We start from the raw sequence: 14,966 nt of genomic DNA, 5'->3' as shown, positions 1-14,966 counted from the left end.
AGTCAAATTGGAAATATTAATTTGTGAATTATCGTTTGGAGGAAAATGACAAAAGCTTACCGTAAAGGCGGGGTGGGGGCGATGATGGATGAGTACGAACGGGCGGGGGGGGAATTAAAAAACGTGGTGGGAAGAGCCACGGTGGAGCAATATGAGCGCATCGTCGACCCCGACACCAAAGACCCCGACTGCCGCTCCATCCAAACCATCATCACCCACGTGGTGCGGGCCGGATACGGCTATGCGGACTACATCCGGGGGGCGTTCGGCATTCCCTCCCAAACCCCCAAAGAACACTTGCGCGGGTCGCCAAATGGACCTGGCGGGTCGGGTGTAATGGTTGCCCGGCAGGAAGCGGCGGGGAAAATCGACGGCTTTCTGCGCTACACGGCGGGAACGCTCGAAGGGAAGTGGGAGATGACGGATGAGGAGATACAGAACACAAAAATGACCGTACGCTGGGGCCCGACCTACGATTTGGAACAGCTTTTGGAACACGCCATCGTCCATATTTTGCGGCATCGAAGGCAGATAGAAAGATTCTTGGAAAGGATGGGTTAACCTCACCCTAACCCTCTCCGACACGGAGAGGGGACAAGACAAAGGTTTTAAGGTGGTAGCCTCGACTTCAGTCGAGAGGGGGCAAAGGAGAAAAGGTGTCAGCCAAAAAACAGTTCACCGCCGAGCAGGCCCGCCAAATCGGCGAAATGCTGGGCATTGATTGGAAGCGCTTTGACGTGGAGCAGTTCCGGATGGGGCTGGACGTGGAACTGGAACACGGCCTTGTCGACCCCTCCACAAACGTAACCGGCGACGACCCCATTTTGACCGGCAAAATTGCGCTCGCCCATCTGAACGAGTTTGCCGATTACTACACCCGCCTTTATAAAATGGAGCGGGAAGCGGAAGGGAAATAAGGGGCTTGGATGCTCAAATTCGCCATCCCGGTTTTGCATATCTCCAATTCCATTAAGGCGGAGGAATTTTATTGCGGGCGGCTCGGTTTCAAGCAGGAATTTGCCGTCCGGCCGGATGAGAAAAGAACGGACCCCTGCTATATGGGAATTTCGCGGGACGGCGTCTGGCTGCATCTTTCCTCCTTCTCCGGCGACGGGGTTGCCGGCGGCGTAGCGAATATCTACGTCGACGACGTGGATGCGCTCCATAGGGAATTCAAGGCCAAAACTGTCCCGATTGACTCCGGGCCGGTGGATCAAACCTGGGGGACGCGGGAAATGTACGTCAAGGACGCGGACGGGAATTGTTTGCGGTTCGTGCAGGAAGGGAAGAGGGGATGAAAAAACTGCCGATTGTCTGGCAACGATTGGTGACGCCGGATGGAAGGACCTGTGAACGCTGCGGCACGACGCAAAAGGAGATGGAACGGGCCGTAGAGAAACTTTCGCTTGCGCTTGCCCCGCTGGGAATTCGCCCGGTTCTGGAAACGCGGGCAATCGATGAAAAAACGTTCAAGGCCAATCCCGCGGAGTCCAACCGCATTTGGATGGGGGGACGGCCGATGGAGGAGTGGCTGGAGGGAAAGGCCGGCGCCAGCCCCTGCTGCTCGGTTTGCGGAGAGTCCGAGTGCCGGACGGTCGAAGTGGAGGAGACCGTGTTCGAGGCCATTCCGGAGAATCTTATTCTCAAGGCCGGGCTTCTGGCCGCATCCAGTTTGATTGAGCCCGCCACCCGGGAAACGCCCCCATCACAGACCGCCAACAGCGGCCGCGCCGGAAGAGATAAATGAAGAAAACGGTCGAAATCCGCGCCTATAATCTCAAACCCGGCAGGCGGGAGGAGTTTCACCGGCTCGTTCTGGAAAAATCGATGCCGATGCTCAAACGCTGGAAGGTGGATGTAGTCGACTTCGGTCCTTCGCTTCACGATGGCGATTCCTACTATCTGATTCGCGCTTATCAAGGTTTGGAAGACCGGCAGAAAAGCCAGGATGCCTTTTACGGCAGCGAGGAGTGGCGCAAAGGCCCGCGGAATGCGATTGTGGGGCTGATTGAAAACCATACCACCGTGGTTGTCGAAATGGAAGAGGCGGTGGTCGATGCTCTGCGGAGAAAAACGTAGAGGCAGCTTGACAAGTTTTGGGGGATTTGGTATAAAAACACCAATGGCAATGCAAACCGAAACACAGGCAAGGGCCTCCGGCATTGGGGCGCGCTTTACCGACAAAGTTGTTTTAATCACCGGCGGGACGCGGGGCATCGGCCGGGCGGTGGCTTTGAAAATGGCGGCGGAAGGGGCCAAGCTGGCGCTCGGCTTTTTCAAAAGCCGCCAGAAGGCCAAGGAAACCGAATTGGAAGTGAAGGCGCTCGGCGCGGAGTGTGTGATGGTGCGGGGCAATCTGGCCAATCCGGAATCGATTCAAAAGATGTTCGGCGAGGTGCAGGAAGCGTACGGACGGCTGGATGTGTTTGTCGCCAACGCCGCGATGGCGATGTTCGGCCCCACGCTCGAAATGTCGCTCGAGGACTGGAAGCTGACTTTAGACGCCAACATCACCTCGTTTTATCTCTGCTCCAGGGAGGCGGCCAAGATGATGACCGGGCCGAAGGGGAGAATCATCGCGCTCACTTCCTACGGCTCGCGGCGCTACATTCCCGGATATGCGGCAATGGGAGTGAACAAAGCGGCCATCGAGGCGATGGTGCGCTATCTTGCGGTCGATTTGGCCCCCAAGGGAATTCTGGTGAACGCCGTAAACGGCGGGCCGGTGGATACTGATTCTTTGCGCATCATTCCCGGCAACGAACAGATAGTCGCCGAATCGGTCAAACGCACCCCTGCGGGGCGGATCGGCCAGCCGGAGGATTTGGCCAACGTGGTGGCCTTTCTCGCCTCCGAAGAAGCGGACTGGATCGTCGGCCAGACCATCATCGCCGACGGCGGCGTTTCGTTATATTAAATTCCGGTAGTTGGTAGCCTCGACCGTAGTCGAGGAATTGGATGCACCGACACTGAAGTGTCGGCTACCAAGAACAAGATTTCCAAAAACAGAGGGGATTCGCTGGGGCTTGTGTTTGGGCAACTCCTTGCTCTTTGGCCGCTTATGTGAAACGGCTTGCAGGGGGAATTGGGGAACTGAGGCGTCAGCTATTATAGAAAGCTTTAATTTATCGGCACAAGTAGTTTGTTTTCAATTAGTTACTATTCAACAAAAAAATCGTTTATTTGGTATGAGTTTGGTTTGAGCGGTATGGGCCTTGCGAGGTAGGGGGATGGGGAATTATGTCGGAGACCGGGTTTAGAAAAAAGTTTGAAATCCTAAAAACGCTTACCTTGGCCAAGGGGGAGTTCGAGCCGCTCGCCAAGCGGATTTTGGGGGAGGTTGCCGAACTTTTAGAGCTGGAAGCGCTCTCGTTGCACATCAATTTCCTGGGGGAAAAGGAAATCGTTATCGAATCCGGGCAAAGACAGGCGCTTTCGGCCTTGGCCGAACTGGAAAAGGAAGTGCTGGCCGGGCTGCGAAAAAACTACGGAGTGGAGGGGTTTCATCTTTCGCTCAAGCGGGAAGGAGCCCGCGCGGTTTTCGGGGTGCCGGTTTCCGGCAGTTTCGGCCCGCTCGGGTTGCTCGAAGGGCTGGATAAAAAGGAGCGGAATTTTGCCGGGGATGAGGAGTTTCTCTCCGCCCTCGGCATCCAATTCGCCCTGACCTTCGAGCGGACGCTTTCGCAAAAACAGAAAGAAGCGGCAATCGCACATTCGGGTGCGAGGCCGGTCGCCCCCCTGGAACCGGGAGCGTTTCTTTTCTGGGCGCGGAATTTTTTAAAAAAAGAGAGCTTCAACCTCGTCGGGTTTTTGTTCGATGAGGAAAAAACCTTCCGCGAATTTTTCCTCTCCGCCGGAGCTTCCACCGCCGAGGAACAAAGCCATTCGGAACTGGACCCGCATTCCGCCTTCGGCAAACTCTGGGGGAAGGGGGAGGTTCAACTTTTGTCCCGATTGGGGACGGCGGAGGCACGCTTCAGGGCGGCCGGCTCGAAGTCGGCTTTGATTATCCCGGTAAAAACCGGCGGGAAATTCGGGGGGCTTTTTTACCTCGGTAGTTCGGTCGCAATAGAAGAGGGGCAGAAGACCGCCGTTTTAGAAAAGCTTGCCGCGGTTCTGCTCGGGGCGGAAAATGTTTTGTCCTATCTTGAAATCCGCCGGGCGGTAATGGCCTTGTCCCTCTCCCAGTCGGAGGAAATAAAAAAAGAGCGGCTGGCGGCGATCATCGAGACCGCCATTGCCGTCAGCCACGAGGTGAACAACCCGCTCACGGCGGTCATCGGGAACGCCCAGTTGGTCCGCCTGCGTACAAAAGACCTGCCCCCGGACGTGGAGGAAAAGCTGAAAATCATCGAGGAAGCGGCCGGGCGCATTCAAGAAGTGACCGCCGCCTTGATGCGCATCACGGAGCCGGCCACCCTCGAATACACTCCCGGCGTAAAAATGCTGGATATCTTCGGCTCCGGCCAAAAAGAGCCGAAAGAATAGGGCGGGGCTGCTTCACCCGCACAGCGTTTCTATTTGCATTTCCCTCTGAAAATTCCACAAAATTTGCCGATAAAATAAGGAAAGGGGGCCGTTTACTTTTGGCCCAAAATGGGGGAGTATGGAAAACGCCCGGCTATTGGTGGTGGATGATGAAGAATCGATGTGCAAGTTCATGCAAATCTTCCTTTCCAAGGAAGGATACGACGTCACCGCCACCGCCGATCCAAGCGAAGCCGTTTCGAAAATAGAAAAAGAGGACTACGATCTGGTCATCGCCGATTTGATGATGCCGGAGATGTCCGGGCTGGAGCTTCTGGCCCGTGCCAAGGGAATCGACCCGGGGCTCAACTTCATCGTGATGACCGCCTTTGCCTCGGTCGATTCCGCAATCGAGGCGTTGAAAAAGGGGGCCTCGGACTACGTCACCAAGCCGTTCAAGGTGGATGAAATTAAAATCGCCATCCAAAAAACGCTCGAACAGAAAAAAATCGTCCGTGAAAACGCCACTTTAAAGCGGCAGCTCAAAAAGGAATTCCAGTTCGACAATTTCATCGGCTCCTCACCGCAAATTTTGGAAATGAAAAAGCTGGCCGACCGGGTGGCGGCCACCGATTCCACCGTTTTGATCCGCGGCGAGTCCGGCACCGGCAAGGAGCTGGTGGCGCGGGCCATCCACAACCACAGTTTGCGCTCCGGCAAGCCGTTTGTTTCCATCAACTGCGCGGCCCTGCCGGAAACGCTTTTGGAATCGGAGCTTTTCGGCCATACCCGGGGGGCTTTTACCGGCGCCGTCAAGGAAAAAGACGGTCTTTTCAAGGTTGCGGACGGGGGCACGTTTCTTTTGGACGAGGTGGGGGAGACCTCGCCCGCGATTCAAGTCAAGCTCCTGCGGGTTCTGGAGGAAAAGGAAATCACTCCGCTCGGCGCCACCAAGCCGGTGCATGTGGATGTCCGGCTGATCGCCGCCACCAACGCGGACTTGGAACAGGATGTGAAATCCGGAAAGTTCCGGGCCGATTTGTATTACCGGCTGCACGTCATTCCCATTCTCATTCCCCCCCTGCGGGAGCGGAAGGAGGATATCAAGCTTCTGGCCAACCATTTCTTGAAACGGCTTTCGGAGCGGGAAAAAGCGAAGCTGAAGGGAATTACCGAGCCGGCCCTGAAGATGCTCGTGTCGTACGGATGGCCGGGAAACGTGCGGGAACTGGAAAACGTCATCGAACAGGCTTATCTGCTCTGCAAAAAAGAGCAGTTGGACGTGGAGGATTTCCCCGAACGGGTGCGGGCCGGAAATGTGCCGCAACTGGTCGAACAGAACCATCCTGGAACGCCGACTTTGGAGGAAGTGGAGAAGGCGTACATCTTTTGGACTTTGGAAAAGACCGGCTGGCAGAAAACCAAGGCGGCGCAGATTCTGGGAATCGACGCCTCCACGCTATACCGCAAAATCGAGCGGTACCAGTTCAAGGACAAATGAAAAAGGCGCTGGGGCCAAGTTTTCTTTTCTTCTTCTTCTTTCTGGTGTATCTCGTTTCCACTGCCCCCTCCGTTTTCTGGTGGGATTCCGGCGAGTTGGTGGCCAATGTCAAGACGCTCGGCGTACCGCACCGGCCGGGGTTTCCGCTCTACGTTCTTATGGCCAAGCTTTTCAGCTACCTGCCCATCGGCGGGTTTGTTTATCAGCAGAATCTTTTCTCCGGTTTTTGCGGCGCCTTGGCGCTTGTTTTCTTCCATCTTTCGCTGGTAATGTTTTTGAAAAGACAGAACGAACTTTTGGGGGGCTCGGCGGCCCGGCGGAATCTGGTGGCTTTCTTCACCACTTTGACCATCGGTTTCACTTTCACTTTCTGGATTCAGGCGGTGCGGGCGGAGGTTTATACCTTGGGGGCGTTTTTGTTCACTTTTGCCCTTTATTGTTTTCTGCGGGCAACGCCGCCGCCCCGCCCCGAAGCGGCAAGGCAGCCCTCCGCTTCCTTTCCGCGGCCCGGCTTCGAGTCCTTCGGCGAGGAAAGCGGCGACTATACGCCGGCCGTAGTCAAAGTTGGGAATCATGCCACAGCCCGCTGGTTCTGGCTCGGAATTTTCGTCGCGTTTCTCGGATTGGGGAATCACCACATCACTCTTTTGGCCACCTTCCCGTTTCTTTTCGCCGTGGCGGGGCCGTCCACCTTTACCAGCTTGAATTTTAAAAAATGGATGGGTTTGTTCTTCTTGTTTCTGCTTGGAATTTCAACCTATCTCTACCTGCCCGTGCGGGCCTGGAGCCAGCCGCTTTTCAACTGGGGGGGACCGGCCGATTTTGCCTCCACCGCCAATCTGGTCTTGGCCACCGATTCCTACAAAACCATTTCCACCTCGTTCATCGACAATCTGGTAAAGATGCACCAACTTTTGTCCGTTTTGTTTGACCAGCTTGGAATGGGACTTTTCTTCTTTGCCTTCGGCGGGTTTTTGATTCTGCTTTTCACAAACAAAAGCTGGTTTTGGAAGGCGGCTTTCCTGCTCGCCGGCAACCTTTTGGTCACCGCCCTCCTGGCGGCCGAGGTTATCCCGGACAATCCGGATTTGCACGGCTATCTGGTCTTTTCCCTTTTTGCCTTGGGGCTCGGCATCGCCACGACCATTGCGGCCTTCTTTGGCGTGGTGGAGCATGCCGTCGGCGCGGTTTCCAATTTTCTGGTCGGCTTTGCCCGCGTAGGGCTGGCGGGTCTGTTTTTGCTATTCAGTTTGATCCCCTGGACCTTTTCCCGTCCCCTATGCGACCTATCTGAAAACCGAATTGCCTTGAAGATGGCGCAGGAGGCGCTTTCCCCCGTTCCTCCGGGGGGGGTGGTTTTTCTCGATTCCCCCGCGCTCGATTTTGTTCTGCGCGGAGTGCAATACGGCGAGGGGTGGCGCAAGGACGTGGTGGTGGTGAACCGGGCGTTTATGGAGGCGGATTGGTACCGCAAAAGCTTGGTTGAGAATTTTCCCCGTCTCACCACGGTCTTTTCCTCCAAGCCGAAGAAAAGAGAGGGGGATGCGCTTTTCCGTCATTGGACCACGCGGCTGACGCAGAAAAAAGTCCCGGTTTTTCTGGAATTCACCGAGCGGGACAAGGACTTGGTCGAGCGCTTGCAGCCGACCGGCTTTCTCTTCCAATTGATAGACACCCCCTTCGTTCTGGACACCGTTTCCCTCGAGCGGCAGTTGATGTGGGAGGTTTCCAATCTCTGGACGGCGGATGACCGGGTGATGCAGAACGACCCGCAGGCGGTCAAAATGCTCGTTCTGTACCTCTACCGCTCCGGCTTGTACTACGAATGGCGCGGGGCGAAAAAGAAGGCCTTGAACCGCTATCACAAAACCGTCGCTTGGGGGGAGAAGGGGGAGGAAGTGCAAAAGAGAATAATGAGGCTGGAAAAAGAAATAACCCTTGCAGAAAGCAAGAAAGCAGGGTCGGCTCCAATTGCTGCGATGGAGCCAAAGAAATCGAAAAGGCAGTCAAGTCGTTAGCGTAGAATAGAGAACGGCGACGCTGGGGTTTGGGAACAAGCTTTGCAGTAGGAGGAAGATATGAAAACAAGAAAGTTTGGAATTGAGGAGATTGTGGTTTTGGGTTTGACGGTCTTAATGTTGCTGGCTTGGGGCTGTACTGAAACAAAATATATAACGATCGCCCCGCCAACACCAAGCAAGCAGGATGAAGCCAAATCAAAGTTGCAGGAAATTTATCAACAGCAATTGGCTTATCGGCAGAATACCGGAGTTTTTTGGCCAGCCGGAGGTATCGAAGGCTCCGCAGCAAATCCGTATGCATTTCTCCCGATTGGTGTGGATTTTAATTGCACCAATCGCTATTCCTATGTTTTCACGGTAGTTTATGACAGTGTTTTTGTCTGTAGAGCAACTTCTGGTATTTTGGATGGCGACGCTACGACAGACGTGTGGACGATTGACGAGAAAGGCTCATTGGTGGTTGTTTCTGACGATACGAGATCCTAATCAGGTTGAAAGAAGCGTAGTGAATTGGCGACTTTTCAAGCTGGAAAAGGAGATAACCCTTGCAGAACGCAAGGCGGCCGGCTCGCCGCCAATGGCCTCTTCGGAACCCAAAAAGCCCCGCGGCAAGGTAAGTCGTTGATGGACAAGGAAGATGAAAATAAAGCGGTTTTGGAACGGGGTTTGCCATAAAAAGGGGTGCGAGGGACGTATGCCTAAACTTATGAGACGGGACAAAGGGTTCACCTTGATAGAGTTGATGATTGTGGTGGTTATCATCGGCATTTTGGCGGCGATGGCTCTGCCGCGTTTCATGTTGGCAACCGTCAAAGCCAAGCAGTCGGAGGCAAGAACGATTTTAAAGGAAGTTTATACAATGCAGCTATCTTACAGACAGCAGTACGATGGATATTGGGGAGCCGGCGTTTCTGCTTATGCAAACGGAGCAGACACGGCTTTTGCACGGATTGGTGTCGATATTGCTTCAAACTCAAGATATACCTATACAATGACAGTTGCAAATGCCACCGCTTTTATCTGCGTCGCAACTGCCAGTTCTCCGGCTTTAGACACGGATCCGGCCGCTGATGTCTGGCAAATTGACAATACCGGCAATCTGGTTGTCACTTCCGACGACGCGATATTGTAAGTCAAGAATCGGCACGATTAAATCAAGCCCCGCAAGAGCGGGGCTTTTTTGTTGTGCCTCACCGGCCATTTACGCCGATACGTTCCAGAATTTTTCTTCGCTTCGGCGGCTATTCGGATTGGATAAAATGGCCGGGTTTTCGATGTCCAAGGCCCAATTCAATGGATTGCCCTTAATGTATTCCCGGATTTTGTTTAGGGAGGATTCATTGCGGATAATATGTTCGTAATAATTCCGTTGCCAGATGGGAAGGCCCGGCATTCGTCGAAATTCGTTTATTCGTCGAGCAGAGAATGTCTTGAACGCCCGGACAATTTCCGCCAGTGAACGTTTCTTCGAATTTTCACCTGTAGGGGCAGGTTTTAAACCTGCCCGGGGGGTGGAAAGGGCGGGTTTCAAACCCGCCCCTACAAGGATGATAATCCCGTGAATATGATTGGGCATAATGACAAATTTATCCAATTCAATCGACGGGTAATGTTCGGGCAATTCATCCCAAACCTTCTGGACTATCAGCCCGAGGTCATTCAATCGCATCTGGCCATCTATGATTTCGCCAAAGAGAGATTCTCTATTCCCAGTGCAGATGGTTATGAAATATCCACCCTCCCTGGAATAATCGTAGCCCCGCAGCCGAATGGAACGGCGCTGGGGTTTAGGCCGGTTCTCTATTGACATTCGGCAAAAAATGCATGGACATTTCGGTTTGTCAATGGTAGGGGCAGGTTTTAAACCTGCCCGGATGGTGGCAAGGGACGGGTTTAAAACCCGCCCCTACAAAGACCATTCTGATCATTCGCATTTTGCAAAATAATTGGCGGGTTACCCTTGGAATCCGTGTAGGGGCGGGTTTGAAACCCGCCTGGAGTTTGCGGCCTTCTGTAACCGTTTGTAAACAAATCACTTGCGAGGCCGAAAAAATGCCCGGCTTGGGCATCTTTTGGCATTGGGGTTGCGTAACTGTTAGCCGACGATTATGAAAACCAATAACCAAAGGGAGGAACAGATGTTCAACAAGAAAAACAGCCAGAAGGGTTTCACCCTTATCGAGCTGATGATCGTGGTGGTCATCATCGGTATTCTGGCGGCTCTGGCGATTCCGCGTTTTATGCGCGCGACGACCAAGTCCAAACAGTCGGAAGCCAAGCAGATTCTGAAGCAGGTTTACACGATGCAGCAGGCCTTTCGGCAGGAAAAAGACCGATATTGGTCAACTGCTTTGATAGCCGGTCCGGCGACGCCGAACGCCTTTGACAGTATTGGCGTGGAAATCGGGTTAACCGCCCGTTACTCCTATGACTTCACCGTGGCGAATGCTACGGCTTTCACCTGTCGGGCGCGGGCTCTCGCCAAAGACCTGGACGACGACGCGACGGTTGATACTTGGCAGATTGATCAAACCGGAAACCTCATCGTCACGACCGACGACGCGATACAGTAACCTTGCGTCACGAAAAAGCCCCCCGTACGGGGGGCTTTTTTTTGCTCTGTTAACCTCACCCCCTAACCCCCTCTCCGACGCGGAGAGGGGGAAAGGGTTACGGAAAAGGTGTTTTTTACCGAAAACAAGAAAGGGGATATGGATAACCGCTTGGAGCGTTTTTGTCTTTTGGCCTCGTTCATTTTGCCTTTGGGGGTCTATTTCTACACGGCCGCGCCGGGACCCTTCTGGGAGGATTCCGCCACCTTTTCGATGGCGGCGGCCACCCTTAGCTTACCTCATTCGCCCAGCTTTCCGTTGTGGGTTTTGATTGGCAAGCTTTTCAGTTGGCTTATTCCGCATAACCCCGCACGGGCCACCAATATGATGTGCGGGCTTTTTGGGGCGGCGGGAGCGGCTCTATTCTTCCTGTGCGTTAAAAAGGTTTTGGCGGATATTTTTGTAACCCCTTCCCTCGACTTCTCTCGGGACAAGCCCCAATCCTCCACGATAAGGGAAGAGGAAACGACCGGTGTTTTGGCGACAAATCCTGCGGTTGTGACTTTAACGGCGCTGGGAGCGGCTTTGGTTTTTGCCTTCAGCCAGACGGTCTGGCTGCAGGCCGTGCGGGCGGAAGTGTACTCTCTACAGTTGATATTGATCTTTTCGGTTCTGCTGATTGCGCTGTCGTTGGAAAAGATCGATAAGCCAACCCATTTTTTCCTTTTGGGTGCGTTTCTGTGGGGACTTTCGGCCACCAATCATCCGCTGCAGTCGGTTTCGATTTTGCCGGGGCTTTTAATTATGGGCTGTTATAAATCCGACAACTGGAAAGAAGAACTGTCTAAATGGGGTTGGGTGGCCGGTCTAATCCTGCTTGCGGCCACGATGTATTTGTTTTTGCCCATCCGCTCCGCCCAGGACCCGTATTTCAACTGGAACCAGCCGGACAATTGGGAGCGTTTCTGGGCCGCCCTCACCCGTTCCGGCAGTTGGCAGGAGTCCATCGACGACACGCCGACCAACGTTTCCTATCCCAATATGATGCGGCTCGCGGTCTTTTTTCAATCGGAATTTTCGGCGGTTTTCTGGCTTTTAGTCATCCCGGGAGCTCTTGTACTCGCGCATCATTTACCCCGGATCGGCCTGGGTGTTTTTGTGCTTTTGTTGTCCAATTTTCTGGTGACCTTGTGGGCGGCGGAATTCAACCCCTATAATATGGATATCTTGGGATATCTCTCTTTTGGGACCGGACTGGCTGTTTTGACGGCGACGGCGGGTTTGATGCAAGTCCTTACTTGGCTGTCAAAGGGCGTGTCCCGATTTGCGCTAAAAATTAGCTGGGCAGTTCCCGTTCTTACGATGTCATTTGGTCTTTTTTTGGCGGCAAAAAATTGGGGCGAATGCGATTTACATCAGAGCAGCTGGCCGCAAAAAATTGCGGAAGAGAGCTTGCGTTCCCTGCCGCCCAACGCCGTCGTTGTTTACTCTTCCGACCGCCTGCTGACCGCCGCTTTGTACCAGCAGGGGGCTTTGGGGCAAAGGCCGGATGTGGCCATTGTCTTGTCAAATGTTTTTTTTCAACCGCACTTGGCCGAATGGACACGGCACCGTTATCCGGATTTGATTATCGATTCAATCCCGAATAGTGCCAAACCGTTGACTCAACTCCGGCGCGGCTTTGCGGCGTTCTGTCAAAAAAACGAACGGCCGATTTTCACCCAGCTGGGGTATCACATCAGCGATTGTCGCTACTTTTGGCCCTTCGACTATCTCCTTGAATTCCGGCGAGAGAAGGTGGGGCTGGAGGTGCCGAAGCAGGTGGTGAACTTTGTGCGCAAGACCTACATCGGGGGGTCGGATAAACTCACGCGGGAAAGCTTAGAATTAGAAATATACAATTGGGGGGCCTACTTGTCCAAGATTGGTGCTCCGGAGACCGATGATTTGCTCAAACTGGCGACGGAATACGACGGCGAGAACCCGCGCACCTGGGTCACGGTGGGTAAGGCGTACCTCTATGCCCGGCAGTATCCTTTGGCCGAGACCTGCTTTAAGCTGGCGCTTTCTTATGATCCATACTGGGGAGAGGCGTACTTTTTTCTGGCCACGGCACTTCAGGAGCAGGGAAAATTTGACGAGGCCAAGGAGGCCCGGGCGGAGGGGAACTGGCTTTTACCGGACAAATTAAAACCGATGGGGCGAGAAGATGAAAAAACGACAAGATAACAGGTCACTGCAAAGACAATTATACGGCGTCTCCGTGGTGGTGCCGATGTACAACGAGGAGCAAAACGTCTCCTCGACTTTGTCCCGCATCGCCGCCGCCTTCCGGGCCATTGGCGGGGATTGGGAAATCATTGCCGTGGATGACGGCTCCACCGACCGGACGGCGCTTTCGGTTTTGAGCTTTGCCGAGCAGGAGCCGCGCGTCCGGCTCGTCTCCTATTTCCCCAACCGCGGGCGGGGCTGGGCGCTGCGGCAGGGGTTCGCCGCCTCCGCCAAGGAAATCATCATCACCGCCGACGCCGATTTGTCCTACAGCGAGGAATATCTTTTGGCGATGGCCCAAATTCTGCAGGCCCACCCAGAAGTGGATATCGTGGTCGCCTCGCCTTATACCAAGGGAGGCGGGGTGGAAAACGTCCCTTTGTGGCGGCTTTGGATTTCCAAGCTGGGGAACAAAATTTTGGGCTTCGCCATGAAGAGGGGGCTGGCCACCGTCACTGGAATGGTGCGGGGCTACCGCAAGAAGGTTCTGGAAGCGCTGGAGCTGGAAGCGGAAGGGAAGGAAATTCATCTCGAAATTCTGGCCCGTGCCCTTGGTATGGGCTATCGCGTGGTCGAAATGCCTGCGGTTTTGAAAGCCCGCAAGCTGGGGAAATCAAAGTTCAAATTCACCGCCACGGCGGTTTCCCACATCCTGTTCTCCTTCCATGAAAAGCCGGTTCTGCTTTTCGGCGGGGTCGGTTTGTTTCTGGTTTTGCTTTCGTTTGGCGGGGCGGTGTATATCTGGTATCTCTGGCAAGAAGGGAATTTGAACCCGACCCGGCCTTTGGTCACTCTTACGGTACTGGCTTTCCTGGCCGGTCTGGCGACTTTGTTTTTCGGCTTCCTCGGCACCCAGCTCGTGCACTTAAAGCGGGAAATCTACCGTATCCAAAAAACGGCCAAGGAAACAATGCTGAAACTGGAAGAGCTTTCCGGCGGAAAAGAACAGTTGGATTTTCAAGTGCGGGTCGAAAAGAGAAATAGAGAGAAGGTGAAGGTATGAAGCTGGGGCTTGTCACCAACCGCTATCCGGCCGGGAAGGGGGATACCGCCAGCCCGTTCGTGAAGGACTTCGTCCATGCCCTGCGCGAAAGGGGGCATAAAGTTTCTGTTTTCACGCCGGAATACGTCGTGGATCATCCCGCCAGCGACCCGGAGGTTTTCCGCTTCCCCTGGTCCGGCTCGATTGCCCCCATCGGCTCGCTGAATTACAAAAATCCGCTCAACTGGCTCAAGCTGGCCAACTTTCTTTACAGCGGGCGGAAGGCGGCGATGCCGTTCGTGCTCACCCACGATGTCGATTATCTTTTGGCTTTGTGGGCGCTCCCTTCCGGCTACTTCGCCCGCTACTTGAGCCAGCGCACCGGCATTCCGTACTCCGTCTGGTGTCTCGGCTCGGACGTGTACAAATGGTCGGAGCGCCCCTTTTTCGGGCTTTTGACCCGCCAGGTTCTGCAGGGGGCCGACCATCTGTTCGGCGACGGGTTTGATTTGTGCCAGAAGGTGGAGGAGCTTTCCGGCCGGGAGTGCCGTTTTCTCCCCTCCGCCCGCCGCCGCGAAAAACGGACGGTTCTTCCCAAAACAAACTACAACCGCTTTTTCTATCTGGGCCGGCTGGAGCGGGAAAAGGGAATCGAGGATATGCTTCTGGCCTTTTCCTACGTGGCGAAAAAGAAGCCGGCGGTCCTGGAAATCGCCGGCTGGGGAAGTTTGGCCGGCGAAATCCCCAGACGGTTGGCCGAGCTGAAACTGGGGGACAAGGCAATTTTTCACGGTAAAATTTCTGAAAAGGAGGCGGCGACCTATCTGCGCCGGGCCGCCTGCGTTTTGATCCCCAGCCATTCCGACTCCATTCCGCTCGTTTTGACCGAAGCGGTGGCCTCCGGAACGCCGGTGATCGCCACGGACGTGGGGGATATGGGGTATCTGGTTCGAAAGTTCAGTTTGGGAAAAGTGGTTCCGCCGCACGACCCGGAAAGCCTGGCGCAGGCGATGTTTGCCTTCATGCATGAAAAAAGGAATTACGACCCGGCTTCCTCCGGGCTTCTTGACCTTTTGGATGTTAACCGGGCGGCCAACGACTTTTTGAAGGTAATTGCCCGCAAGCGGAGCGGACAGCCGCTGCGGAGCCAGATGGCGAATCTGTTTGATTAA

General features: G+C 54.4%; 14 protein-coding genes and 2 pseudogenes. 15 read left to right on the top strand and 1 reads right to left on the bottom strand.

From position 1 onward, the window contains the following. Window positions 1-45: 45 nt before the first annotated feature. From VNL73_00440 to VNL73_00390, 11 genes and pseudogenes are all read left to right on the top strand, one after another. Window positions 46-561 (top strand): DinB family protein, encoded by a 516-nt coding sequence (locus VNL73_00440; GenBank protein HXF47876.1) that lies wholly within the window; start codon window positions 46-48, stop codon window positions 559-561. A gap of 95 nt (window positions 562-656) precedes the next feature. Continuing rightward, window positions 657-917 carry a DUF5661 family protein gene (locus VNL73_00435; GenBank protein HXF47875.1) on the top strand — a complete coding sequence of 87 codons (261 nt, stop codon included), beginning with the start codon at window positions 657-659 and terminating at the stop codon, window positions 915-917. Window positions 918-926: 9 nt separating this feature from the next. After that, window positions 927-1,298, top strand: coding sequence for a VOC family protein (locus VNL73_00430; GenBank protein HXF47874.1), 372 nt, complete (start codon window positions 927-929; stop codon window positions 1,296-1,298). After that, window positions 1,295-1,747: a DUF2703 domain-containing protein gene (locus VNL73_00425; protein ID HXF47873.1), complete on the top strand. Its 453-nt coding sequence runs from the start codon at window positions 1,295-1,297 to the stop codon at window positions 1,745-1,747. Before VNL73_00430 ends, VNL73_00425 begins: the two co-directional genes overlap by 4 nt. After that, the gene (locus VNL73_00420) at window positions 1,744-2,079 is read left to right on the top strand and encodes an NIPSNAP family protein (GenBank protein ID HXF47872.1); all 336 of its coding nucleotides are present in this window, start codon (window positions 1,744-1,746) and stop codon (window positions 2,077-2,079) included. Before VNL73_00425 ends, VNL73_00420 begins: the two co-directional genes overlap by 4 nt. Before the next feature lie 49 nt (window positions 2,080-2,128). After that, a complete protein-coding gene (locus tag VNL73_00415) occupies window positions 2,129-2,917 on the top strand; it encodes an SDR family oxidoreductase (GenBank protein ID HXF47871.1) in 789 nt (262 codons plus the stop codon). Between the two features lie 323 nt (window positions 2,918-3,240). After that, on the top strand, window positions 3,241-4,488 hold the full coding sequence (locus VNL73_00410) for a histidine kinase dimerization/phospho-acceptor domain-containing protein (protein ID HXF47870.1): 1,248 nt from the start codon (window positions 3,241-3,243) through the stop codon (window positions 4,486-4,488). 118 nt (window positions 4,489-4,606) lie between these two features. Further along, complete coding sequence (locus VNL73_00405) at window positions 4,607-5,968, top strand: sigma-54 dependent transcriptional regulator (protein HXF47869.1); 1,362 nt, start codon at window positions 4,607-4,609, stop codon at window positions 5,966-5,968. Beyond that, window positions 5,965-7,986: a DUF2723 domain-containing protein gene (locus VNL73_00400; protein ID HXF47868.1), complete on the top strand. Its 2,022-nt coding sequence runs from the start codon at window positions 5,965-5,967 to the stop codon at window positions 7,984-7,986. The genes VNL73_00405 and VNL73_00400 overlap by 4 nt, the downstream gene beginning before the upstream one ends. A gap of 60 nt (window positions 7,987-8,046) precedes the next feature. Beyond that, window positions 8,047-8,475 carry a hypothetical protein gene (locus tag VNL73_00395; protein HXF47867.1) on the top strand — a complete coding sequence of 143 codons (429 nt, stop codon included), beginning with the start codon at window positions 8,047-8,049 and terminating at the stop codon, window positions 8,473-8,475. A gap of 208 nt (window positions 8,476-8,683) precedes the next feature. After that, window positions 8,684-8,863: pseudogene (locus VNL73_00390) on the top strand (prepilin-type N-terminal cleavage/methylation domain-containing protein). A 327-nt stretch (window positions 8,864-9,190) separates the two neighbouring features. On the opposite strand, the gene VNL73_00385 reads toward VNL73_00390, so the two are convergent. Beyond that, a complete protein-coding gene (locus tag VNL73_00385; GenBank protein ID HXF47866.1) occupies window positions 9,191-9,799 on the bottom strand; it encodes a transposase in 609 nt (202 codons plus the stop codon). Window positions 9,800-10,127: 328 nt separating this feature from the next. On the opposite strand from VNL73_00385, the pseudogene VNL73_00380 reads away from it, so the two are divergent. The 4 genes and pseudogenes from VNL73_00380 to VNL73_00365 all read left to right on the top strand — a co-directional run bounded on the left by VNL73_00380 (window position 10,128) and on the right by VNL73_00365 (window position 14,966). Further along, window positions 10,128-10,328: pseudogene (locus VNL73_00380) on the top strand (prepilin-type N-terminal cleavage/methylation domain-containing protein). 372 nt (window positions 10,329-10,700) lie between these two features. Further along, complete coding sequence (locus VNL73_00375) at window positions 10,701-12,770, top strand: DUF2723 domain-containing protein (protein ID HXF47865.1); 2,070 nt, start codon at window positions 10,701-10,703, stop codon at window positions 12,768-12,770. Beyond that, a complete protein-coding gene (locus VNL73_00370; protein ID HXF47864.1) occupies window positions 12,751-13,815 on the top strand; it encodes a glycosyltransferase in 1,065 nt (354 codons plus the stop codon). The genes VNL73_00375 and VNL73_00370 overlap by 20 nt, the downstream gene beginning before the upstream one ends. Next, entirely contained in the window at window positions 13,812-14,966 is a 1,155-nt protein-coding gene (locus VNL73_00365) for a glycosyltransferase (protein HXF47863.1), read from the top strand. Before VNL73_00370 ends, VNL73_00365 begins: the two co-directional genes overlap by 4 nt.

Source organism: Verrucomicrobiia bacterium (genome assembly GCA_035574275.1).
Lineage (GTDB): Bacteria > Zixibacteria > MSB-5A5 > DSPP01 > DSPP01 > DSPP01.
The sequence above is the reverse complement of the archived record's forward strand: the minus strand, read 5'-3'. Positions and strand labels throughout refer to the sequence as shown.

Excerpts from the sequence above, each read along its gene's own strand:
- VNL73_00440 (HXF47876.1), top strand. The coding sequence starts at position 46 with ATGACAAAAGCTTACCGTAAAGGCGGGGTGGGGGCGATGATGGATGAG.
- VNL73_00410 (HXF47870.1), top strand. The coding sequence starts at position 3,241 with ATGTCGGAGACCGGGTTTAGAAAAAAGTTTGAAATCCTAAAAACGCTT.
- VNL73_00405 (HXF47869.1), top strand. The coding sequence starts at position 4,607 with ATGGAAAACGCCCGGCTATTGGTGGTGGATGATGAAGAATCGATGTGC.
- VNL73_00420 (HXF47872.1), top strand. The coding sequence starts at position 1,744 with ATGAAGAAAACGGTCGAAATCCGCGCCTATAATCTCAAACCCGGCAGG.
- VNL73_00415 (HXF47871.1), top strand. The coding sequence starts at position 2,129 with ATGCAAACCGAAACACAGGCAAGGGCCTCCGGCATTGGGGCGCGCTTT.
- VNL73_00430 (HXF47874.1), top strand. The coding sequence starts at position 927 with ATGCTCAAATTCGCCATCCCGGTTTTGCATATCTCCAATTCCATTAAG.
- VNL73_00400 (HXF47868.1), top strand. The coding sequence starts at position 5,965 with ATGAAAAAGGCGCTGGGGCCAAGTTTTCTTTTCTTCTTCTTCTTTCTG.
- VNL73_00385 (HXF47866.1), bottom strand. The coding sequence starts at position 9,799 with ATGTCAATAGAGAACCGGCCTAAACCCCAGCGCCGTTCCATTCGGCTG.
- VNL73_00370 (HXF47864.1), top strand. The coding sequence starts at position 12,751 with ATGAAAAAACGACAAGATAACAGGTCACTGCAAAGACAATTATACGGC.
- VNL73_00365 (HXF47863.1), top strand. The coding sequence starts at position 13,812 with ATGAAGCTGGGGCTTGTCACCAACCGCTATCCGGCCGGGAAGGGGGAT.
- VNL73_00425 (HXF47873.1), top strand. The coding sequence starts at position 1,295 with ATGAAAAAACTGCCGATTGTCTGGCAACGATTGGTGACGCCGGATGGA.
- VNL73_00395 (HXF47867.1), top strand. The coding sequence starts at position 8,047 with ATGAAAACAAGAAAGTTTGGAATTGAGGAGATTGTGGTTTTGGGTTTG.
- VNL73_00375 (HXF47865.1), top strand. The coding sequence starts at position 10,701 with ATGGATAACCGCTTGGAGCGTTTTTGTCTTTTGGCCTCGTTCATTTTG.